The sequence below is a fragment of the Rathayibacter sp. Leaf299 genome (assembly GCF_001423055.1).
Lineage (GTDB): Bacteria > Actinomycetota > Actinomycetes > Actinomycetales > Microbacteriaceae > Rathayibacter > Rathayibacter caricis.
Genome location: NZ_LMNT01000004.1, coordinates 92,210 through 112,805 on the forward strand (window position 1 = coordinate 92,210; position 20,596 = coordinate 112,805).

The window sequence follows — 20,596 nt, forward strand, 5'->3', positions numbered from 1 at the left end:
CGCCGAAGCCCGGCTCGGGTCCACTCGGTGCGGAGTCGCGCGGCGAGTGGACGCGAACCGGGCTTCGGGACAGGTGCGGGACCCGTCAGGCGACCGGTCGGCGCCGCCGGATCAGCGGTAGTCGCCGGTCGCGACCGCGACGAGCGGCAGCAGCAGCCCGGCGACGATCAGGAACGCGAGGAACAGGCCGACGAGCCCGATCATCACCGCGTTGAGGACGATGCCCCAGATGGCCAGGGTGCGCCCGGTGGGCTCGCGACGGAGCCCCAGGAGGCCGAAGACGAGGCCGGCGACCGGGGCGATCACCGTCAGGCCGAAGAAGACCGAGGTGACGCCGAGGATCAGGCTGGTGAGCGAGAACGGCGTCGACGGAGCGGCGGGGACGGTCTGCGGCGGAACGCTCGGGGTCCCGTACGGCGCGGGGTAGGACGCGCGGACGTGCTCGGCGCGCACGTCCTCGGCGCGCACCTGCTCGTCGTGCTGCGACGACCCTTCGATGCGGAGCGTGTCGCGCTCCTCGACCACCGGGTCCGGGAGCACGGCCGTGGCGCGCATCCCGAGGTCCTCGGTCGGCTGCTCGGAGGCGGTGCTGCTGCGGGGGGTGGTCTCGTCGCTGGACATGGCTGATGCTCCTGGTCGTCGTGGGTGGGCCGGTGTCTCCGGCGATGCCTCCACGCTACGGACGCGGCTCGCACGGCCCCATCCGGTGAACCCCCCGCCGACGGGGGGAAGCCCCCGCACGCGGGAGGGGGCGGGTGCGAGACTGGGACCGCCGGTGCTCCGCCGGTCGCGCGAGGAGGCGGTGACCCATGACCGACGACGAGATCCGGCACCGGACCCGCGACAGCCGCGGCGCCCGCGCGGTGTGGTTCGCCGGGCTGAGCGCGATCGCCGGCTTCGTGCTCCTCTCTCCGCTGATCTCGCTCACCGCGACGGTGATGACCTGGGGCGCGAAGCGGCGGATCGGCGCCCTCAGCGACCGCAACGGCGTCGTCGCCGTGAACTGGCAGCTCACCTACCTCGCCCTGCAGCTGATGCTGGTGCCCCTCCACCTGGCGCTGGTCTCGGTGCGCGACACCCTCAGCGCCGACTGGCCGGTCGTCACGATCACGGCGATACTGGCGCTCGCGGTGCTCAACCTCGTGCTGTGCATCGTGCTCGGGATCCGCTCCGGACGCGGGAAGCCCGTTCGCCTTCCGATCGCGGTGCCGTTCGTCCGCTCCTCCCGCCCGCCGCGCTGAGCTCCGCAGCGGATGCGGCAGGGTGGAGCGGTGACCCCGATCGCCTTCCCCTCCCCCGTCTTCGTCGTCGCGGACGACGGCACCCGACTGGCCACCTACTCCGTCGGCGACGAGGGCGCGCCGACCGTTCTCGCGGTGCACGGCTTCGCGTCGAACGCCGTCCTCAACTGGGAGACGGCGGGCTGGCTCCGCACGCTCGTCCGCGCCGGGTACCGCGTGGTCGCGCTCGACCAGCGCGGGCACGGCGCGAGCGAGAAGCCGCACCGCACCGGGGCGTACGGGGTCGACGTCATGGTGGAGGACCTCGCGCGGGTGATCGAGTCGTACGACCTGGTCGCACCTCACGTGCTCGGCTACTCGCTCGGGTCGCGGATGAGCTGGGTGCTGGGCCTCCGACACCCCGGGCTCATCGCGACGCTCAGCCTCGGCGGGCTCACCGTCGGCGAGCCGCTCTCCCGCTTCGACGCCGAGGCGGCCCGGGCGCGGGTGGCGAGCGGAGGGGAGATCGACGACCGCTTCACCCGCGCGTTCATCGGCATGGCCGAGGGCGTCGCCGGCAACGACCTCGCAGCGCTCGTCGCCGTGGCCGACGGCGTGCGCGGCGGTGCGCACCCGGTGGCGGGCGAGCACCCGGCGGCCCCGATGCTCCTGGTGACGGGCGGAGCCGATCCGATCGCCCCCGACGGCGCCCGGCTCGCCGCCGCGGCCGGCGCCCGCTTCGTCGAGGTGCCCGGCCGCGATCACACCAGCACGGTGCCCGCGCGCGCGTTCAAGGAGGCGGTGCTCGCGTTCCTCGCGGAGCATCCCTGACCGCTCGCGGGGTGCAGGCGTAGCATCGCGCCATGCATGCCCTCCGCGTCGTCGCACCAGGACCAGACTCCCGTCTCGTGCTCGAGGAGGTGCCGACCCCGACTCCCCGTGAGGGCGAGGTGCTGCTGCACGTCGCGGCCGCCGGTGTGAACCGCGCCGATCTCGGCCAGCGGGCCGGGGTCTACCCGCCGCCGCCCGGCGCCTCCGAGATCCTCGGCATGGAGGTGTCGGGCTCGGTCGTCGAGGTGGGGCCCGGCGTCTCGGGCGTCGCGGTGGGCGACGAGGTCTGCGCGCTGCTCTCGGGCGGGGGCTACGCCGAGTACGTCGCGGTCGACGCGGGACTCCTCCTGCCGGTGCCCGCCTCGGTCGGGCTCGTCTTGGCGGCGGCGCTGCCCGAGGCGACCGCGACGGTGTGGTCGAACCTCGTGATGGTGGCGGGCCTGCGCGCGGGAGAGACGGTCCTGATCCACGGCGGAGGGAGCGGCATCGGCACCGCGGCGATCCAGATCGCGCTCGCGGTCGGCGCGCGGGTCGCCGTCACCGCCGGGAGCCCGCGCAAGCTCGACGCGTGCCGGGCGCTGGGAGCGGACGTCCTGATCGACTACCGCGAGGAGGACTTCGTCGCCCGGATCCGCGAGGAGACCGGCGGCCGCGGGGTCGACGTGATCCTGGATCCGATCGGCGGCGACTACCTCGCGCGCGACGTGGAGGCTCTGGCGACGGGCGGGCGCATCGTGTTCATCGGCAACCAGTCCGGGACGGAGGGCGCGCTCGACATCGGGCTGCTGATGCGCAAGCGCGGCGCGGTGCACGCGACGACACTGCGGGCGAGGCCGCTCGAGGAGCGGCGGGCGATCATCGCCCAGGTGCGCGAGAAGCTCTGGCCGCTGGTGGCCGACGGCAGAATCAGGCCCGTGATCGACGAGGTCGTGCCCCTGGCCGAGGCCGAGCGGGCGCACGAGCGGATGCGGGAGTCGGGCCACATCGGCAAGCTGCTGCTCACGCCGTGACCGGTCGGCGGCGCGCAGGAACCCTGCCGGGAGTGCCCGTCAGTCGCGGCTGACGGGCACTCCCGGCCGATGCAGGGGACCCGGGCTCAGACTCCGGAGCGGAGCAGCCCGAGCGAGCGGTTGATGCCGTCGACGTCGACCGAGGCCGGGTCGAACGAGGCGCCCTCCGCGAGGCCGAGCGCCTCGAGCGCTTCGGCGTGGTCGGCCGAGGACGCATCGGTGGCCGCGCGGACCGTGTCGGCCCAGGCCGCCGGGCCGCCGGGCGCATCGATCGGAGCCGCACCACGGGCTCCGACGCACCGTGGCAGCGCCGCGCCGAGCGGCGAGACGGCCTCGAGCCGGATGACGTGGCGCCACTCGTCCTCGAGGTCGTAGACGTAGAACAGCTCGTCCTGGACGTTCTCGAGCACCTCGGCCAGCGCGACGGAGGCCTCGTCGACCAGATCGGCCCCGAGCTCTTCGGCGTCGGCGGGCGAGCCGATGCGGGTGCCGTCCTCGTCGGGCACCCCCACACTGAAGTAGTGCGGCTGCGCGTCGGTCCAGCCCAGCGAGAGCTGGAGCGCGAGGTGCAGATCGCGCAGCGACGACTCCGACGACAGCTCGAGGCGGCGCCAGACCACGGGCTTGGTGCCCAGCAGCGCCACCTTGAGGGTGTAGGCCGAGGCGGTGTCCTGGGTCGCCTCGTCGAGGATCTCGAGGCGCGAGGCGTCGCGCTCTCCGAGCAGCACGATGCTCGCGCGGACGACGGAGGCGAGCACCGGCTGCAGGCCCTCGGGCACCACGTAGCCGAACTCGGGCGAGTGCAGGAGCAGTCCGAGCTCGGCGGCGTCGTCGAGCATCCGCTCGGCCGAGCCCACCATGCGCTCGCGCTCGTCGAGCGCCTCCTCGAGGGCCACGTCGGCGTCGGCCGCGAGTTCGTCGACCAGCTCGCCGACCACGAGGCCGGGGTGGATCTGCGACTGGCAGGCGACGGCGATGCGCAGGAGCACGGCGTCGGTCGTGGTCACGGCGCGCTCGCGGGGCGAGAACGCCCCGTTCTCGGTGTCGGCGGCGGCGAGCGCGGCCTGCGCGCTGACGATCCACTGCTCGAGGAAGCGGGCCACGTACGCGACGCGCTCGGCGGCGGCTTCGAGGGCGTCGGAGCTGCGCCAGAGCGGAGCCGCCTCGCCGAGGACCGCGACGGACCCCTCGGTCTCGAGGACGGAGGAGGCGACCAGCGCGTCCCACCAGGCCGAGACCGGGATCCGCACGGCGTCGTCGCTGGGCGTCGACCCGGCGGAGGCGATGCCCGCCTCGACCGCGATCTCGCGCGCCGCGCGCTCGGAGAGGGACGCGTCGTCGGCACCGGCGAGGTGCTCGACCACGACGTCGGCGGCGTGCACGAGAGCGGTGGCCCGCACGGCGGCGAGCTGCTCGGAGGCGGGGACGTCCTCGACGGCGGTCAGATCCTCGAGGACGGCCTCGACGAACGAGCCGGCGAGGTCGAGGACCTCGTCGAGGACCGCCTGGCAGTCGTCGAGCTCCTCGTCGGTGCCCGTCCAGAGGTCCTCGTCGGTCAGGAAGTCGAGGAAGTGCTCGATGACCTCGGCGACGGTGAAGAGCGTGTCGTCGAGATCGGCCTCGCTCTCCTCCCCCGACAGGTCGGTCTCGATCTGGTCGAAGACCGCCTCGAGGAGCTCTGCGTCGGGCTGGGCGAAGGAGCCGCGGGGGCGCAGATCGCGCGTCATGGCGAAGAGGTCGGTGAGGACCTCGATGGCCTCGTCGACGTCGAGGTGCTCGTGGAGGACGCCGACCTCGGCGAGGTGCGCGCGGTACCAGCTGCGGAACCGCACCATCATCGCCGTCTCGGCGGTGCGCCCGCCGCCGGATCCGCCCTGACCACCCGATCGGCCGCCGCCGGATCGTCCCTGATTGCGCTTCTTGCCCATGGTTCCTCCGCGACCGCTCCACTCTCGACTGCGAAGCGCTCCAGTCTACCGGAGCCCGCCGAGGGAGAGCGGTGCGGTGTCAGCCGATCGTCGAGGTGACGGAGTCGACCACGAGGCGGGCGGCGAGGGGCCCCGCGTTCAGGAAGAACGGCTCCATCGGGACCTCGACGGCCGTGCCTCCCTCGACCGCGGTCAGCGTGGGCCAGAGCGCCGCGTCCTCGATCAGTGAGAGGCCGTCGCCGAGCCCGGCGTAGAACACGACGTCGGCGTCGGCGAGCTCGAGCTGCTCCGCGCTGATCTCCTGGGCGGTGTCGTCGAAGCGCTGGGACTCGGGCCGGTCGAGCCCCAGGTCCTCGGCGAGACCTCCGACGAAGGACGGGACGCCCTGGATCCGCGTGCGGTCCCCGGTGGACTGGAGGAACGAGACCGTCGGCGCCGGATCGGGCAGTGTCGTCGCGAATGCGTCGGCGTCCTCGTGCAGCTCGTCGAGCATCTCCTGCGCGTCGCCCTCGCGGCCCAGGGCGTCGGCGAGCAGGAGGAGGTCGCTCTTCCAGTTCACGCCGTTGCCGAGCGTCACCACGGTGGGGGCGATCGCGCTGAGCTGGTCGTAGAGCTCGGTTCCGCGGACGGAGTTGATCAGGATGAGGTCGAGATCGGCCTGGGCGATCGCCTCGATGTCGGGCTCGGTGCGCTCGCCGATGTCGGCGATCTGGGCGCTGGTGCCGACACGGTCGGCGAGGTACTCCGGCACGAGGCCGCTGTTCTCGGCGCGGGTGGCGGCGGCGGGGACGACGTCGAGCGCGAGCAGGGCGTCGAGCTGACCCGTCGAGACGACGGCGACTCGCTCCGGGGCCGCGGCGAGCTCGGTCGACCCGGCGTAGTGCGCCACGGTGCGCGGGAACACGCCGTCCTCCTCCGGGGCGCCCATGCCCTCGCCCATCGTGCGCGAGACGGTCCAGTCGCCGACGGCGGCGGCCTCGGCGTCGGGCAGCTCGGCGGTCGAGGCGGAGCCCGAGCAGCCGGCCAGGGCGAGCAGAGCGGCTCCGGCGAGCGCCGGCACGGCGAGCCGGAGGCGGGACGGACGGACGAGGACGGTGCGGGTCGAGGAGTTCACGCCGGTAAGGATAGCCTTGCCTGAATGATCGACCGCGCCCCTGCGCCTTCCGCAGCTCCGGAGCCCGCCACGGCTCCCGTCGCCCCTCGGCGACCGCTCGGGCGGACGCTCAGCGCCGGACTGCTGCTCGCCGTGCTGCTCGTGCTCGCCTGCACCGCGAGCCTCGCGGTCGGTTCCCGACCCGTCCCGGTCGATGCCGCGCTCGACGCGCTGCTGCACGGCGGCGCCACCGCCGACGCGCTGATCGTGCGGGAGCTGCGGATCCCCCGCACCGCTACCGGCCTGCTCGTCGGCGCCGCTCTCGGAGCGGCCGGGCTGCTGATGCAGGCGGTGACGCGCAACCGCCTCGCCGACCCGGGGCTGCTCGGGGTGAACGCGGGCGCCTCCGCGGCGGTCGTCGTCGCGATCGGGTTCCTCGGCGTCTCGAGCGCGGGCGAGTACGTCTGGTTCGCCTTCGGCGGTGCGGCGGTCGCCGCGGTGCTCGTCCACCTCGTCGGCGGCGGCGACGGCCGCGACCCGATCGGCACCGTGCTCGCCGGAGTGGCGCTGGGGGCGTGCCTGAGCGCGCTGATCGGCATCGTCACGCTGCTCGACACCGAGACGTTCGAGTCGTACCGGTTCTGGGTCGTGGGCTCCCTCGAGCGGCGCGAGCTCGGCACCGCGGCGCAGCTCGCTCCGTTCGTCGCGCTCGGGCTCGTCGTCGCCGCGCTCGTCGCGCCGGGGTTGAACCAGCTGGCGCTCGGGCACGACGTCGCGCGCTCCCTCGGGGTGCGCCCCGGCGCCGTGATCCTCGGCGCGGGCGCCGCGATCACGCTGCTCTGCGGAGCCGCGACCGCCGCCGCCGGACCGCTCGCCTTCGTGGGGCTCCTGGTCGCGCACCTCGTGCTGCGCCTCGCCGGTCCGGATCTGCGCTCGGGACTCCCCCTGGCGGCACTGGGCGGGGCCGTGCTGGTCGTCGTCGGCGACGTGCTCGGCCGGCTGATCGCCGCTCCGGGCGAGGTGGAGGTCGGCATCGTGACGGCCCTGCTGGGAGCGCCCCTCCTGTTCCACCTGGCGACGCGGAGAAACGCGCGGTGACGCTCGCCGAGCGGCGGTCTGCGCGCCGCACCCGCGTGATCGCCGTCACCGCGGTGCTGGCGCTCGCGGCGGCCGTCGCGGGCATCGTCGGAGGCTCCTACGAGACGACGCTCGCCGACGTGCGCGACGCCGTCCTCGGCACGGCGTCGGCGCGGACCAGCGTGATCGTCGTCGACATGCGCCTGCCCCGCGTCCTCGCCGGGCTCCTCGTCGGTGCGGCGCTCGGAGTCGCGGGCGCCGTCTTCCAGACCCTCTCGCGGAACCCGCTCGGCAGTCCGGACATCGTGGGGTTCAGCGCCGGCTCCGCCTCGGGCGCCCTGGTCTGCCTGGTGCTCCTGACCCCGCCCGCCGACCCGGCCCTCGGCGCGTGGGCCGGCGGGGTCGGCGCGGTGCTCGTCGTCCTCTTCCTCACCCGCGGAGCGGGCCTGGCGAGCGAGCGGACGATCCTGGCGGGGGTCGCCCTCGCGGCCCTGCTCGCGGCGGCGAACGAGTTCCTCCTCACCCGGGCGCCGACCGAGGTGGCGCGATCGGCGACGATCTGGCTCTTCGGATCGCTCTCGGCGACCGACTGGGGAGACACCGCGCTGCTCGCGGTCGCCGGCGGAGTGCTCGCACTGCTGCTCGCGACGCAGCGCGAGCGGCTGCGCCTGCTCGAGCTGGGCGACGAACTGGCGACGGGGCTCGGAGTGCCGGTGCGGCGGACCCGGCTGGTGCTGCTCCTGCTCGCCGCGGGGCTGACCGGGACGGCGACCGCGGTCAGCGGTCCGATCGGCTTCGTCGCGCTCGCGGCGCCGCAGCTCGCCCGCCGAGCGACCGGCTCGGCGGGCATCCCGCTGACCGCGTCGGCGGCGATCGGGGCGACTCTCCTGCTGGCGTCGGACGTGCTCGCGCAGCGGGTGCTCGCTCCGCTCCAGCTGCCGGTCGGGCTGGTGACGGGGGCGGTCGGCGGGGCGTACCTGTTCTGGCTCGTCGCGCGGGGGCGGCGGCGCCCCGCGATGGGTCAGGAGCGCGGCCTCGGATCCTTTCGATCCGCCAGGGCGACCTCCGGCTCGTGAGAGTCGGTTCGGCTCGCAGGATCAGGCGGTTCTCGCGAGCCGAACGAGTTCCCGCGAGCCGAAGGCGCCTCGCGATGGGGCGGGCGGCATCTCGGAACGACCAGGAGCGACGACCTCGTGCGTTGACACGGCGCCGCGGCGGTGCCTGACTGGGTCCGACGCGAGGAGGCGCTCATGGCGGGGATCACGGGGTTCGACCACATCGGAGTGACGGTCGTCGATCTCGAGGCGGCGACGGCGTTCTTCGTCGGACTCGGCCTCGAGATCGAGGGCAGCACTCCCGTCGAGGGCGAGTTCCTCGACACGGTCATCGGCCTGAGCGGCGCGCGGACCGAGATCGTGATGCTCCGGCCTCCGGGCGGTGGGACGGCCGTCGAGCTCTCGCGCTTCGTCCGGCCCCCGTCGCCTCCCGTCCCGCCGCCGGTCGGAGCGACCGAGCCCGGGCTCCGGAGTCTCGCGTTCGTGGTCGAGGACCTGGCGGCGGTGCTCGCACGGCTCGCCGATGACGGCCACGGGCTCGTCGGCGGCGTCGGCGAGCACGAGGGCGTCTGGCGGATGGCCTACGTCCGGGGTCCCGAGGGGATCATCGTCGCCCTGGCCGAGCGGATCGACGGCTGACGCGCCCGTCGCCCCTCACGCGAGCCGCGGCGAACGCCTGCGGTACTCGGTGGGCGTCGCTCCCGTGCGGCGCCGGAACGCCGAGCTGAAGGCGAACGGGTCCTCGTAGCCGACGGCCCGCGCCACCTCCGCCACCGTCGCGGTCGGATCCAGCAGCAGATCCCCCGCGAGCGTCAGCCGCCAGCGCGTGAGGTAGGTCATCGGAGGCGTCCCCGCCGCAGTGCGGAACCGAGCGGCGAGGGACGCGCGCGAGACGCTCACGCGCCGGGCCAGCTCGGCGACCGTCCACGGTGCGGCGGGTTCCGCGTGCAGGAGCTCGAGAGCGGCGGCGACGACCGGATCGCGGCACGAGAGCCAGGCCTCGACGTCGGCCTCCGCCGCCCAGCGGCGGACCGTCGAGACCACCAGGACGTCGAGCAGCCGGTCGACGACGACCCCGGCCGCGGCTCCGCTGCCCTGCAGCTCGCGGGCGAGCAGAGGGACGACCGCGTCGTCGGCGGAGGGCACCACGACCAGTCGCGGCAGTGCTCGCAGAACGAGTCCGCCGAGGTCGTCCGCCCGGTCGTAGGCGCCGACCAGCACCGTCGTCCCGCCGTCGACCCGGTTGCCCCAGCGGCGGATCCCGCGCCGGAACTCGTCGGTGAGGTCGCGGCCGTCGAGGCTGCGGCAGAGCTGGCCGGGCTCGATCACGACGGTGGGGGCACTCCCGTCCGCATCGCTGACGACGTACGGCTCGGGCCCGATCACGAGGGCGACGTCGCCCGCCTCGAGCAGCCGGCCGTCGATCCGCGCCGCTCCCGCCGTCACCGCGATCACGGTCAGGGCCGCGCCGTCGCGGACGTCGAGCGCCCACGGCGAGCCCATCTGCACGAGCAGGGCGAACGCCCGTGTCGCGCGAGGGCCGGCGAGGAGGTGATCGAGCGGATCCACGGCCTCACCGTAGACGATCACCGAGGGATGCGAGCGTCGCGCCCCTTTTCCGTCCACGCCTCCCGCGGTGGGATGAAGACATGACCGGAACCGCTCACGCCCTCGCCACCACCGCCGCCGTCGGAGCAGGACTGCTCGCCGGCGTCTACACCGCCTTCAGCACGATGGTGATCCCCGCGCTGCGCCGACAGGATCCGCGCGATGCCGCGGCCGTCATGATCGGGATCAACCGGGTCGCCGAGCGCGGGCCGTTCCTGCTGCTCTTCGGCGGGGCGGCCGTCGCCGCGGCAGCGCTCGGAGTCTCGGCGCTCGTCCGCTCCGACCCCGCTGACGGAGCGGTCGCGGCCGCGTCCCTCGCGAGCACCGCGATCACGGTGGCGGTGAACGTGCCGCTGAACCGCCGGCTCGAGCGCGAACCCGGCTCCTGGACCTCGTACGCCCGCACCTGGACGGCGTGGAACAGCATCTGTGCCGTCGCGGCCGCTCTCGCCGTCGTGGTGGCGGTCGACACGCGCTCCTGACTCAGTCGCAGTCGGCGGGCTCGCCGTCGCCGATCTCGGCGGCGAGCTCGTCGGCGCTCAACCGATCGCCGGGCGCAGGCGTCCGGAACGGCCCGGCGGGCGGGAGCTCCACCTCGGGGTCGGCGGTCTCGGGGGCGGCCTCGACGTCGAGATCGCGCTCGGCCTGCTCGGCGTCGCGGGTGGGTCGGGAGGACGGGAGGAACGGCTCTGCCATCGACATGCCCTCGAGGATCACCCGCGCAGGTGACGGCGAGGTGAACGCGGCCGTCACGGGAAGGTCACTCCGGTGCGCTCCTCCGACAGCCGCCACAGGCGCTGCGCATCCTCGGGGTCGACGAGGCGCGAGAACGGACGCTGCTCCGTCGGCGCTCCCCCGAGCCCACCGGGGCCGCCCGGTCCGACGAAGCGGCCGCCCGCGCCCTCGAGGACGGAGGCGAGCAGCGCCGGCAGCGGAGCGGTCTCGACGGTGCCGACCAGGAGTCCTCGGCGCGACAGCGCCCGGATCAGCCGCACGTCGACTCCGTCGCGGGCGCGACCCGTCTCGGGACGGGCGGCGAGGAGGCTGGTGGGTGCCACTCCGGGGTGCGACAGGTTGCTCGTGACGCCCCAGCTGTGCGCCGCGCTGCGGCGCTCGAGCTCGAGGCCGAACAGCCCGACCGCGATCTTCGACGAGCTGTATGCGCGGAAGGCGTGGTACCCGCGCTCCCAGTCCGGGTCCTCCCAGTGCACAGCGTTCCGGTTCGCCGCGACGCTCACCTGCGACACGACGCGCGCCCGCCCCTCGCGCAGGAGCGGCATCAGCCGACCGATCAGGGCGAAGTGCCCGAGGTGGTTCGTGCCGAACTGCAGCTCGAAGCCGTCCGTCGTGCTCAAGCGCGTGGGAGGGGTCATCACTCCGGCGTTGGCGACGAGGAGGTGCAGCGGCCGTCCCTCGGCGAGGAGCGTGTCGGCGAGGGCCCGGACCGACTCGAGCGACGAGAGGTCGAGGTCGCGGAGCGAGACCGCGGCTCCCGGGCGATGCTCCCGGATGCGGGCGAGCGCCGCCTCTCCCTTCGCTCGGTTGCGGACGGGCAGCAGCACCTCGGCTCCCGCCGCGGCGAGGCGCCGGGCGAGGACGAGCCCGAGGCCGTCGCTGCCCCCGGTGACGAGGGCGCGGCGGCCCGAGAGGTCGGGGAGGTCGAGGTCGATCGGTCGGCGTGGCATGGCGGGCTCCTGACTCGTGGCTGCCGGGTGCAGCGCTGCCAGCGTGCGGCCGACGGCGATTCGGAGGAACGTCCCGCTCAACCGTGGATCGGCGGACCGTGGCTGAGCACGTCGGCCGCCGGTAGAAAGGGAGCGACGTCAGGAGGACCGATGCGCACGATGGACCGGGAGGGGCTCGCCGAGTTCCTGCGCGCGCGACGCGAGGCGCTGCAGCCCGAGGACGTGGGGATGCCGCGCACGGCGCGCCGCCGCACCGCCGGGCTCCGGCGCGAGGAGGTCGCCGCCCGCTGCAGCATGTCGGCCGATTACTACGCGCGCATCGAGCGCGGACGCAGCCCCCAGCCGTCCGAGCAGATGCTCGCGTCGATCGCGCAGGGACTGCACCTGACCCTCGCCGAGCGCGACCACCTCTTCCACCTCGCCGGGCACCGGCCGCCCGAGCGCGGAGCGTCGGACGGCCACGTCGGCCCGGGGTTGCTCCGGATCCTCGACCGCCTGCAGGACACGCCCGCCGAGATCGTGACGGAGCTCGGCGAGACGCTGCGGCAGACTCCGCTCGGCGTCGCCCTCACCGGCGACCTCACCCGCTTCACCGGGCCCGAGCGCAGCATCGGCTACCGCTGGTTCACGGACCCGGCGAGCCGGGCGATCTACGCCGAGGAGGGGCACGAGCAGCTATCGCGCGTCTGGGCGTCGGGCCTGCGCGAAGTGCTGAGCCGCCGCGGACCCGGTTCCCGCGCCGCCCGCTACGTCGAGCTGCTCCTCGAGCGCAGCGACGAGTTCCGCCGGCTCTGGGCACTGCACGAGGTGGGTGTGCGGCCCGGCGAGACCAAGCGGTTCGAGCATCCCGAGCTCGGGCGGCTCGACCTCGCCTGCCAGACCCTGATCGACCCGGTCGACTCCCACGCGCTGCTCGTGTACACCGCGGCACCCGGCTCACCGAGCCACGAGAAGCTCGAGCTGCTGCGGGTGATCGGGGCGCAGCTGCCGGCGGTGGATGCCTGAACCGGAACGAAGTGGCAGAGGGCGATCCGCTCGACCGATCCGCTCGTGCGGCGCTCAGTGAGGCCCGGACTCAGGCGGCGCGCCGCCTCAGGATCCGGCTTCGGGAAGCGTGCTGATGGCCCAGATAGCTCGGCGAAGACTCTCGCTGCGCTCGGATGCACGATTCGCATCCCAGTGATCGGACGCGAAGTCGTTCATGTGGGCCACGAAGAGGGGTCCTGGACCGCCTCCGCTCGCGGTGACTTCTTCGCGTATCGCCCTCGACCGCGAGTCGGCGCACAGAGCGAGCAGGGTGCGCTTCGCATGGAGAAGCGACTCCGGAGCGGACGGAATCCGACTGCGGGCGACCTTGAAGTAGCGGGTGAAGGCATCAGGGTCGGACAGAAGCCATGCCTCCGACATGGAATGCGCGATGCGCAGGCAGAAGGAAGGACTCGGGACCGCTATCCCCGACGTCAAGCGGGTTCGGAGTGCGACGGGGCAGTCGGAATCGGAGTCGCGGAACACTACCCAGGGATTCTGGATCGAGGCGGCGTTGTACTTGGGGATCAACGGGTCGAGCCTCGACTTTCCTCCTGCAACACGGATCAGTCTCACGGACCTTCCCGCGGCGCGGACAACGGAGCCGGCGACACCCCGATCCGACTCGCCTTCGACAGCGACGTTGATCACGAGCGCTTCTTGCCCTGTCCGACCGCGACGAGGCCCGCCAGGTTCTGAGGTGCGATCAGACCGTCGACGATGTCCGATTTCGGAAGGTCCGCTTCGACTTCTCCACTCACCTCATCGATCGTCGACAGGAGTTGGGCGACCGTGCCGTCTCGAGTCACTCGGAGGACGAGAACCTCTCCCGCCCCTACGCCCTCATCGTCGAGTAGTTCGGGGGCGTGCGTGGAGAGGACGACCTGCAGGGCGCGGTCCCTCTGGGTCGCGGCCAGAACGGTCGGGAGAGTGCGGACGATCGCCGAGTTGAGGGACAGTTCCGGTTCCTCGAGGAGGAGCACCCCTCCGTTCGACGGAGCGCTGATCAATGTCCAGAGCAGACCGATCAGACGGAGCGTTCCGTCGGAGAAGTCGGCTTCGCTCTGCCTCGCGGGCGTCTCTCGCCAGTTCTGGTACCCGGCGATGAGATGCGGACGTCCTGCAGGATCGACCTCGAGCTTCAGCGATTGGAACTCGGGGACCGCGGATCGTAAAGCGGACTCCATCCGACGAAGCCAGGCGTTCCTCGTGCCGGTGGGGACCGCGTTCATCTGCGCAATGAAGTCACCACCGTAAGGATCTCCCGGCGCAAGACCGATGCGAGAGGGATCGCGGATGATCTGCGGGACGAGGTGGAAGTACTGCACTTTCGCGAAGTAGTCGGCGAGCACCCGGAACTTCTGGTTGGCAGCGATCTGCTCGAGATGTGTCTGCGTCAGCCGGACCGTGTCGGACTTGTCCTCCGGATCAGGCCGTTGCAGGACGAGTTCGCCGTTCTTCTCGACGAGTTCCTCATCGACGATCGGTCGGTTGAACCCGCCCTTCTCACCTCGGATGGACAGTCGGTACCTCCATCGATCGTCCCCGTCGGAGAGCTGAAGGTCGACGACGAGTCGTCCGCCCTGATTGTTGCGCGCGAAGAGGCTGCGCACTTTGCTGATCCCCCCGCGCCGCTCGATGGCAGAGGCCAGACCGCCGCCCGCCGCTGCGATGTCGCCGAGGAAGCGGAACAGGTCGAGGAGGTTCGATTTGCCCGACGCGTTCGGTCCTACGACGAAGAGCCGGTTCTCGACGGGGAAGTCGAGCGTCTTGAAGTTCCGCCAATTGCTCGCCGTCACATGGGTGATCCGCACCGCGTACCTGCCTTCTGCGTGGAGCGCCGCACGCCGCTTCAGACTAAGGGAACGCCCGGAACCGACGCCGCCGTGCGCCGCCGCCACCGCGCGGTGTCGTCACCGGACGAATCGGATGGAGCGCTCGCCTTGCCTGAATTCTCCCGATCTCGACGTACTCACGCCCTGGATTCCGTCCGTCTCGACGGTGCCGAGCCCGAATGAGGTACAGGACGGAGCAATGTTTCGACCGTGAGAAATCTCGCAGTGATCGACCACCAGGGCTTGCGCGGAGTGCCCCCACATGGGTGGAGTTACCGGATGACGGATACGACGAGCACGACCGGCGAGAGCTCCCCGGGGACCGGCAAGGGATCCGAGAAGGGATCCCTCAAGAAGGTCATCACCGGCCCGCTCCTGTTCGCCTTCATCGTCGGCGACACCCTCGGCGCGGGCATCTACACCCTCGTCGGCACCATGGCGAACGACGTGGGCGGCGTGATCTGGCTCCCGCTGCTGATCGCTCTGGTGATCGCGCTGCTGACCGCGGGCACCTACGCCGAGCTGATCACGAAGTACCCGCACGCCGGCGGCGCCGCCCGCTACGTCGACCGGGCCTTCGGCAAGCCGTACCTCTCGTTCCTGGTCGGCTTCCTGATGATGGCGTCGGGCATCACGACCGCCGCCGCCCTCGCCAACGCGTTCGCGGGCGACTACCTGGGCGCTCTGCTGGACGTGCCTCCCGTGCCCACGGCCCTCGTCTTCATCGCGATCCTCACCCTCGTGAACCTGCGGGGAGTGAAGGAGTCGCTGACCGCGAACCTCGTCGCCTCGGTCATCGAGGTCAGCGGCCTCGTGATCGTGATCGTCTGCGCGGCGATCTTCTTCGGCGGCGGCAACGGCGACTTCTCGCGAGTGCTCGAGTTCAACCCCGAGGTCGCCCCGCTGCAGGGCGCGTTCGCCGCCTCCATCGTCGCCTTCTTCTCCTTCCTCGGCTTCGAGGCCGCGGCCAACATGGCCGAGGAGGTGCGGAACCCCTCGAAGGTCTACCCGCGCGCCCTCTTCGCGGCCCTGTTCACGGCCGCCGTCGTCTACCTCCTGATCGCCCTCGGCGCGGTGATCGTGCTGCCGATCGACGAGCTCGCCGAGTCGACCGGTCCCCTGCTCGACGTCGTCGCGGCCAGCGGAGTGGCGGTGCCGCCGTGGCTGTTCGGCTTGATCGCGCTCGTCGCGATCGCGAACGGCGCCCTGCTCTTCATGGTGATGGCGAGCCGGGTCGGCTTCGGCCTGGCCACGGCGGGCCTGCTGCCGAGCGCCTTCGGACGCGTCCTGCCGAACCGCCGCACCCCGTGGGTGTCGATCATCGTCGTCGGCGGCGTGACGATGGTGCTGAGCGTCCTCGGCGACGTCGGCACGCTGTCCGAGACCACCGTGCTCCTCCTGCTCCTGGTCTTCATCTCGGCGAACGTCTCGGTGCTCGTGCTGAAGAAGGACCGCGTCGACCACCCGCACTTCTCGGTGCCGCGGGTCGTCCCGATCCTGGCGACGATCGCGAGCATCGTGCTCCTGACCCAGCAGACCGGAGTGGTATGGCTCGGCACCGCGGGCTACGTCGTGGTCGGGTCGCTGCTGTTCCTGGCGACGCGCTTCGGGAAGAAGCGTCACGCCGACCAGGTGTCGGCGCGCGAGGACGCGGACCGCTCGTGATCGCCGCCGTTGGGCGCTTTCCGCGGCTCTGAGCTGCTTAGAACCGCAGATCGTGTCCAACGGCGACGCGGTGTAATCCGATCCGTCGCGGACGGTCGTCCCTGCTCGGGATGAGCGGCCGTCCGTGACGGATCAGTAGTGACCTCATGCCGGCAGTGACGGATCGATCGCGCGCAGGGTCTGTGCGCGACTGATCGATCCGCATCGTGGGAGCGTGGAGGGGTGTCCGTCTCCCTCGCCCCGTTCCCTTCCTCCGATCTCGCCGCCTGGATGAAGGTGCAGCGTGCGTCCTACGTCGCCGACCGCCTGCGCGCGGGCGACGACGCTGCAGCGGCGGAGCGGAACGCGGACGCCTCGCACGACCGCCTCTTCGCGGAGGGCCGCCTCGCACCCGGCCACGACGTGCTGCGGATCCTCGACGACGGCGTCCCGGTCGGCGTGGTATAGGTGGGGCCGCACCCGCAGGAGCTCGAGGGCGTGGCGTGGATCTGGGACGTCGAGGTGGACGGGCCGTTCCGCGGGCGCGGGTCCGGTCGCGCCGCGATGCTCCTGGCGGAGGAGCATGCGCTCGCGCGCGGCTACCGCGCGCTCGCCCTCAACGTCTTCGGCTTCAACACGACCGCGCGCGGACTGTACGAGTCACTCGGCTACGAGACGACGGCGGTGCAGATGCGGAAGGAGCTGGGCACTCTCTGATTCCGCGATGACCGTCCCGCATGTGCGGGAATCAGGTCCTCGTACCGAGGCCGTGAACGGAAGCATCTCCGTCAGGGCAGCAGGTCGATCATCCCCGGCCGCGCCTTCATCGCATGGATGACGAGTTCGTTGCCGCTGTCGAAAGTCAGGACGACGGTCTCGAGCAGGCGGCCGCTCGAATCGAAACCGAGCCGCAGCTGGCGCGCCGGCGAGTCGTCGTCCAGGTCTCCGACCCACACCGCCTGGCTCGCCGCCAGGACCGCATCCTCGGGCGCGACTCCATGCTTGAGCGCGGCGTCGTGGACCTTCACGCCGCAGAAGCGGCGAGAGCCTCGCGTATGACCTCGGAGCGCGACTTGTGCTCCCGGGCAGCGCGCTCGTCGAGTGCCGCGAGCTCTTCGGCGGTGAGGCGCAGGGCGACGACCTGCGACGGCTCGGCGCCACGTCCTGGGCGACCCCGTCCGCGGGCGCGAAGGGCGTCGACATCGTAGCCGCGCTCGGCCTCCGCCGCCCAGTCCGCGATCTGCTGCTCGGTCACGGGTCGGCCCTCGATCGTCTCTCGGTCGTTCATGGCGAATATCGTATGACAGAAAGCGCCGAAGAAGATGGATCGTCGCAGAACGTGCCCGGACGTACGACGCCGCGGCTGGTCGGACCCGGAGTCCTCGCGGCAACCCGACCCGGCACCACCATCGGGCACCGGGTCGGGCGGCCTGCCACCGGAGCTCAGCTCGTGGAGGGCACCGCGGTCGGGTCGGACTGGCCCGACCCCTGAGCAGCTGCACCGACGCCGCGGCCGAACGCCTGGCCCTGAAGGATCGCCCCCAGGTCGACGCCGGTCGCGGACTTGACGCTGTCGAAGGTCGCGGCGAGGCTCGCCGCCTGCTCGCGGGCGATGTGCGTGCCGGCGGTGTCGCCGCCGATCAGCGTGATGGTGCCGACGTTCTGATAGCCCTTGGCGAACTCGGACATGAGCGAGGGCAGCTGCCCGATGAGCTCGCGACCCAGGATCGCCTCCTGGTTCTCGCGGAGCGCCTCCGCCTCGGCCGCGATGGCCGCCGCGCTCGCCTCGCCCTTGGCGCGGATGGCCTCCGCCTCGGCGGTCGCGTTCGCACGCAGGGCCTCGGCCTCGGCGCCGGCCTTGGCCCGCAGAGCGTGCGCCTCGGCCTCGGCACGGGCGCTCACGGCTGCAGCCTCGGCTGCTGCGGACGCCTGGCGGGCCTCGGCCTGGCGCTGAACGGCGTAGGCCTCGGCGTCGGACACCTGCTGCGCGACCTGGCGGTCGGTCTCGGCCTTCTTGGCGCGGCCGTAGGCGTCGGCGTCGGCCTCGGTCTGGCGGCGGTACTTCTCGGCGTCGGCGACGCGCTTGACGTCGGCGTCGAGCTCGGCCTGGCGGTTCTCGGCGCGCTGCACCAAAACGGCCTGCTCGCGCTCGGCGCGGGCCAGGTTCTCGGCCTGCTCGGCCTCGGCGTTCGCGCGGCCGACCTCGGACTTCGCGGCGGCGGTGTTCTTGTCGTAGGCGGTCTGCTCGATCAGGTTCGCCTCGTCGGTCGCGAGCTGGCGGGCCTTGACCTCGCGCGCCGCGTTGATCCGGGCGACGTCGGCCTCGCGGCGGACGCGCTCGATCTCCTGCGCGCCGAGAGCCTCGATGTAGCCGTTGCGGTCGGTGACCCCCTGGATCGCGAACGAGTCGAGGACGAGTCCCTGCGCGAGCAGGTCGCCCTTGATGCCCTCGGCGATCTCGTCGCCCAGCTTCTGCCGGTCCTGCATGACCTCCTCGACGCTGAGCTTCGCGACGACGCCGCGGAGGGCGCCCTCGAGCTGCTCGGTCGTGAAGACGTCGATCGACTGGTCCTGCGAGGCGAAGCGCTCGGCGGCGGCGCGCACCTGGTCGGCCGTGGATCCGATCTTCACGAGCGCGACGCCGGCGAGGTGGATGGTCACGCCGTTCTTGGTCTGCGCGACCGGCTCCATCTTGATCTGCCGCGACCGCAGCGAGATGCGGTCGGAGCGCTGGGTCAGCTTGTTGACGAACGCGCCGCCACCGGTGATGACGGTCATGTTGGACGTGAGCCCGTCATCCCCCTTCTGCTTCTTGCCGACGATCACGATCGCCTCGTCGGCCTGGGGCACCTGGTACCAGGCGCGGAAGATGAAGAAGCCGATGAGTGCCAGCAGCAGCAGGGCGCCGGCGACGACCCCCGCGATGACGATCCAGAGCAGGTCGGATTGCATGAACGAGATTCCCCCTTCTCGGGACACGCCGGAGACGTGTCTCTGAGCGATGTACGCCTTCATCGTGGCATGCCCCGGCCCGAGGCGGAGCGGAGGGCGGCGGGTCTCGGCACTGAGCGACCGCGACTCTGCGCCGTCAGTCGGTGGAGGTGTCGCAGACCCCGGTGCCGTCGGCGCGCTCCATGCAGACGCGGGCGCCTTCGGGGGCGAGGCTCCGCGCCGCAGGGAGCAGTCGCCCGAGGTCGCCGTCGTCACCCGAGGCCGTCACCGTCACCGACCGGTCCGACCGGGCCACCGCGGTGACGCCCGGAGTCGCGAGCACCGCCGACGCGTCCGCGACGGCCACACCGAGAGAGCGGGGAGGTGCACTGATCTCGAGCGTTCGAGCCTCGCCGACGCTCATCGTGACGGTCGAGAACTGCACGGACCCCGGAGTCGCGGACACCGCCTCCGCGACGGTCACGGCCCGATCGACTGCATCGACGGCGAGCCGGAGGTGGTCGTCGTCCGTCCAGACGGAGCGCAGGTCGGCGAGGACCTCGGGGTCGAGAGCGGCGAGCACGATGCGCGCCGACTCCCCGGACGCGCCGTCGCCGAGCGCGACCAATGGACTCGAGAAGGCGACCGCAGGGCCGCCGGGCGATGCCGCTGCCGATTCCGCCGCCGCGAGGTCCTCCTCGCTGCCCAGCGTCACCTCGAGCCGCTCCGGCGCCGCCCGGAAGCCGATCACCGGCACCGCCGCCGAGACCGCTTCCCACGTGCCCTCTGCAGCGTCGATCCACGCCCCCGGGTCGCCGCCGACGAGCTCCGACCGGTCGGAGCTCTGCACGCTGACGTGGACCGGAGCCGCGTCCGGCAGCAGGTCGGGAGCGTCCCGGGCGAGCGCGAAGAGGTCCCGCGCCGTCGCCGACTCGGCGAGGATGAGGCTCAGCCCGCTGACTCGGTCGTCGCTGTCGTCCGCGGCCAGCGCGACGGACGACACGCGCGGATCGTCCCGCAACTCGAGCGCCGCCGCGATCCTCCCGTCGGTGAGATCGGAGTCGCCCGAGACAGGGAGACTGAGCCCCTCCGCGTCGAGCACGACCCGGACGTCTCCCGCGGGGCGTTCGGACGCGAAGGCACTGAGTCGGTCGGCGAGCGCCCGCAGGTCGGCATCGGCGAGGTCGTCGCGCGCCACCACCTCGGCGCTCACTCCGCCGGTGAAGGGCATGTTGTCGACCGTCGAGAGCTCGAGATCCGCGATCGCCTCGTCGCTGCCGAAAGTCCGTGCGAAGCCGGCGCGGAACGAGTCGCCGGAGCAGCCGGTGAGCAGGAGGACGGAGGTCAGGGCGAGGGCGGCGAGGCCGAACATCCGCATCCGCTCAGCCCGCATGGCGCCAGCGTAACCGGGTGCTCCAGAGGTCGAACGGAGTGGACGGATCGCGTTCGGCGTGCTTCACGCGGCAGGTCCGTGCTCGCTCGACGACGAGTCGTCGCGGATCGGGTCCCGAACGGAATACGGAGGCCGTTCCGCGTCCACTGACGGAGGAAGGCCGGAGCGATTGCGCGCGAACGGGGCCTGAGGACCGCGAAAGGCCCGATCCGAGTCGAGTGACGCGATCGACCGCGGCTCTGGCGCATCGAACGCGGGGC

General features: G+C 72.4%; 23 protein-coding genes. 11 read left to right on the forward strand and 12 right to left on the reverse strand.

What is annotated here, in order from left to right:
• Positions 1–111 precede the first annotated feature (111 nt).
• Positions 112–621, reverse strand: coding sequence for a DUF4190 domain-containing protein (locus ASF48_RS14865; protein WP_055793455.1), 510 nt, complete (start codon positions 619–621; stop codon positions 112–114).
• Between the two features lie 188 nt (positions 622–809).
• Between ASF48_RS14865 and ASF48_RS14870 the strand changes: the two genes are divergently transcribed.
• From ASF48_RS14870 to ASF48_RS14880, 3 genes are read left to right on the forward strand one after another with little or no spacing between them, the layout of a single operon-like run.
• Positions 810–1,241: a DUF4870 domain-containing protein gene (locus tag ASF48_RS14870; protein WP_055793457.1), complete on the forward strand. Its 432-nt coding sequence runs from the start codon at positions 810–812 to the stop codon at positions 1,239–1,241.
• 30 nt (positions 1,242–1,271) lie between these two features.
• Positions 1,272–2,051, forward strand: coding sequence for an alpha/beta fold hydrolase (locus ASF48_RS14875; protein ID WP_055793459.1), 780 nt, complete (start codon positions 1,272–1,274; stop codon positions 2,049–2,051).
• A 32-nt stretch (positions 2,052–2,083) separates the two neighbouring features.
• Entirely contained in the window at positions 2,084–3,061 is a 978-nt protein-coding gene (locus ASF48_RS14880; protein ID WP_055793461.1) for an NAD(P)H-quinone oxidoreductase, read from the forward strand.
• 86 nt (positions 3,062–3,147) lie between these two features.
• On the opposite strand, the gene ASF48_RS14885 is transcribed toward ASF48_RS14880, so the two are convergent.
• Positions 3,148–4,989, reverse strand: a complete 1,842-nt coding sequence (locus ASF48_RS14885) for a plasmid pRiA4b ORF-3 family protein (protein ID WP_055793463.1) — start codon at positions 4,987–4,989, stop codon at positions 3,148–3,150.
• Positions 4,990–5,068: 79 nt separating this feature from the next.
• Positions 5,069–6,103: an iron-siderophore ABC transporter substrate-binding protein gene (locus ASF48_RS14890; protein ID WP_235577264.1), complete on the reverse strand. Its 1,035-nt coding sequence runs from the start codon at positions 6,101–6,103 to the stop codon at positions 5,069–5,071.
• A gap of 24 nt (positions 6,104–6,127) precedes the next feature.
• On the opposite strand from ASF48_RS14890, the gene ASF48_RS14895 reads away from it, so the two are divergent.
• The 3 genes from ASF48_RS14895 (at position 6,128) to ASF48_RS14905 (ending at position 8,853) form a co-directional block, all read left to right on the forward strand.
• Entirely contained in the window at positions 6,128–7,180 is a 1,053-nt protein-coding gene (locus ASF48_RS14895) for an iron chelate uptake ABC transporter family permease subunit (RefSeq protein ID WP_082481565.1), read from the forward strand.
• The gene (locus ASF48_RS14900; protein WP_055793465.1) at positions 7,177–8,235 is read left to right on the forward strand and encodes a FecCD family ABC transporter permease; all 1,059 of its coding nucleotides are present in this window, start codon (positions 7,177–7,179) and stop codon (positions 8,233–8,235) included. Before ASF48_RS14895 ends, ASF48_RS14900 begins: the two co-directional genes overlap by 4 nt.
• A 174-nt stretch (positions 8,236–8,409) precedes the next feature.
• Positions 8,410–8,853 (forward strand): VOC family protein, encoded by a 444-nt coding sequence (locus tag ASF48_RS14905; protein ID WP_055793467.1) that lies wholly within the window; start codon positions 8,410–8,412, stop codon positions 8,851–8,853.
• Positions 8,854–8,868: 15 nt separating this feature from the next.
• On the opposite strand, the gene ASF48_RS14910 is transcribed toward ASF48_RS14905, so the two are convergent.
• Entirely contained in the window at positions 8,869–9,783 is a 915-nt protein-coding gene (locus ASF48_RS14910; RefSeq protein ID WP_055793907.1) for a helix-turn-helix transcriptional regulator, read from the reverse strand.
• 80 nt (positions 9,784–9,863) lie between these two features.
• Between ASF48_RS14910 and ASF48_RS14915 the strand changes: the two genes are divergently transcribed.
• Positions 9,864–10,304: a DUF1772 domain-containing protein gene (locus ASF48_RS14915; RefSeq protein WP_055793469.1), complete on the forward strand. Its 441-nt coding sequence runs from the start codon at positions 9,864–9,866 to the stop codon at positions 10,302–10,304.
• Between the two features lies 1 nt (position 10,305).
• Here the strand turns inward: ASF48_RS14915 and ASF48_RS14920 are convergent, their stop codons facing one another.
• Together ASF48_RS14920 and ASF48_RS14925 are read right to left on the reverse strand one after the other, a co-directional pair.
• Complete coding sequence (locus tag ASF48_RS14920) at positions 10,306–10,575, reverse strand: hypothetical protein (RefSeq protein ID WP_055793472.1); 270 nt, start codon at positions 10,573–10,575, stop codon at positions 10,306–10,308.
• A complete protein-coding gene (locus ASF48_RS14925; RefSeq protein WP_055793474.1) occupies positions 10,572–11,507 on the reverse strand; it encodes an SDR family oxidoreductase in 936 nt (311 codons plus the stop codon). Before ASF48_RS14925 ends, ASF48_RS14920 begins: the two co-directional genes overlap by 4 nt.
• 150 nt (positions 11,508–11,657) lie before the next feature.
• Here ASF48_RS14925 and ASF48_RS14930 point away from each other — a divergent pair, with 150 nt between their 5' ends.
• Positions 11,658–12,512, forward strand: a complete 855-nt coding sequence (locus ASF48_RS14930; protein WP_055793476.1) for a helix-turn-helix transcriptional regulator — start codon at positions 11,658–11,660, stop codon at positions 12,510–12,512.
• 87 nt (positions 12,513–12,599) lie between these two features.
• On the opposite strand, the gene ASF48_RS19460 is transcribed toward ASF48_RS14930, so the two are convergent.
• Positions 12,600–13,184 carry a hypothetical protein gene (locus ASF48_RS19460; RefSeq protein WP_157603184.1) on the reverse strand — a complete coding sequence of 195 codons (585 nt, stop codon included), beginning with the start codon at positions 13,182–13,184 and terminating at the stop codon, positions 12,600–12,602.
• Complete coding sequence (locus ASF48_RS14935; RefSeq protein WP_055793478.1) at positions 13,181–14,347, reverse strand: AAA family ATPase; 1,167 nt, start codon at positions 14,345–14,347, stop codon at positions 13,181–13,183. The genes ASF48_RS19460 and ASF48_RS14935 overlap by 4 nt, the downstream gene beginning before the upstream one ends.
• Positions 14,348–14,647: 300 nt before the next feature.
• Here ASF48_RS14935 and ASF48_RS14940 point away from each other — a divergent pair, with 300 nt between their 5' ends.
• The 3 genes from ASF48_RS14940 to ASF48_RS14950 all read left to right on the forward strand — a co-directional run bounded on the left by ASF48_RS14940 (position 14,648) and on the right by ASF48_RS14950 (position 16,729).
• The gene (locus tag ASF48_RS14940) at positions 14,648–16,033 is read left to right on the forward strand and encodes an APC family permease (protein WP_055793480.1); all 1,386 of its coding nucleotides are present in this window, start codon (positions 14,648–14,650) and stop codon (positions 16,031–16,033) included.
• Positions 16,034–16,255: 222 nt separating this feature from the next.
• Positions 16,256–16,480 carry a hypothetical protein gene (locus tag ASF48_RS14945; RefSeq protein ID WP_055793482.1) on the forward strand — a complete coding sequence of 75 codons (225 nt, stop codon included), beginning with the start codon at positions 16,256–16,258 and terminating at the stop codon, positions 16,478–16,480.
• 30 nt (positions 16,481–16,510) lie between these two features.
• On the forward strand, positions 16,511–16,729 hold the full coding sequence (locus ASF48_RS14950; protein WP_200931023.1) for a GNAT family N-acetyltransferase: 219 nt from the start codon (positions 16,511–16,513) through the stop codon (positions 16,727–16,729).
• Between the two features lie 71 nt (positions 16,730–16,800).
• On the opposite strand, the gene ASF48_RS14955 is transcribed toward ASF48_RS14950, so the two are convergent.
• The 4 genes from ASF48_RS14955 to ASF48_RS14970 all read right to left on the reverse strand — a co-directional run bounded on the left by ASF48_RS14955 (position 16,801) and on the right by ASF48_RS14970 (position 20,336).
• Entirely contained in the window at positions 16,801–17,040 is a 240-nt protein-coding gene (locus ASF48_RS14955; protein ID WP_055793487.1) for a hypothetical protein, read from the reverse strand.
• Positions 17,037–17,300, reverse strand: coding sequence for a ribbon-helix-helix protein, CopG family (locus ASF48_RS14960; protein WP_055793488.1), 264 nt, complete (start codon positions 17,298–17,300; stop codon positions 17,037–17,039). Before ASF48_RS14960 ends, ASF48_RS14955 begins: the two co-directional genes overlap by 4 nt.
• 155 nt (positions 17,301–17,455) lie before the next feature.
• The gene (locus tag ASF48_RS14965; protein WP_055793491.1) at positions 17,456–18,964 is read right to left on the reverse strand and encodes an SPFH domain-containing protein; all 1,509 of its coding nucleotides are present in this window, start codon (positions 18,962–18,964) and stop codon (positions 17,456–17,458) included.
• 136 nt (positions 18,965–19,100) lie between these two features.
• The gene (locus ASF48_RS14970; protein WP_157603185.1) at positions 19,101–20,336 is read right to left on the reverse strand and encodes a hypothetical protein; all 1,236 of its coding nucleotides are present in this window, start codon (positions 20,334–20,336) and stop codon (positions 19,101–19,103) included.
• Positions 20,337–20,596 lie beyond the last annotated feature (260 nt).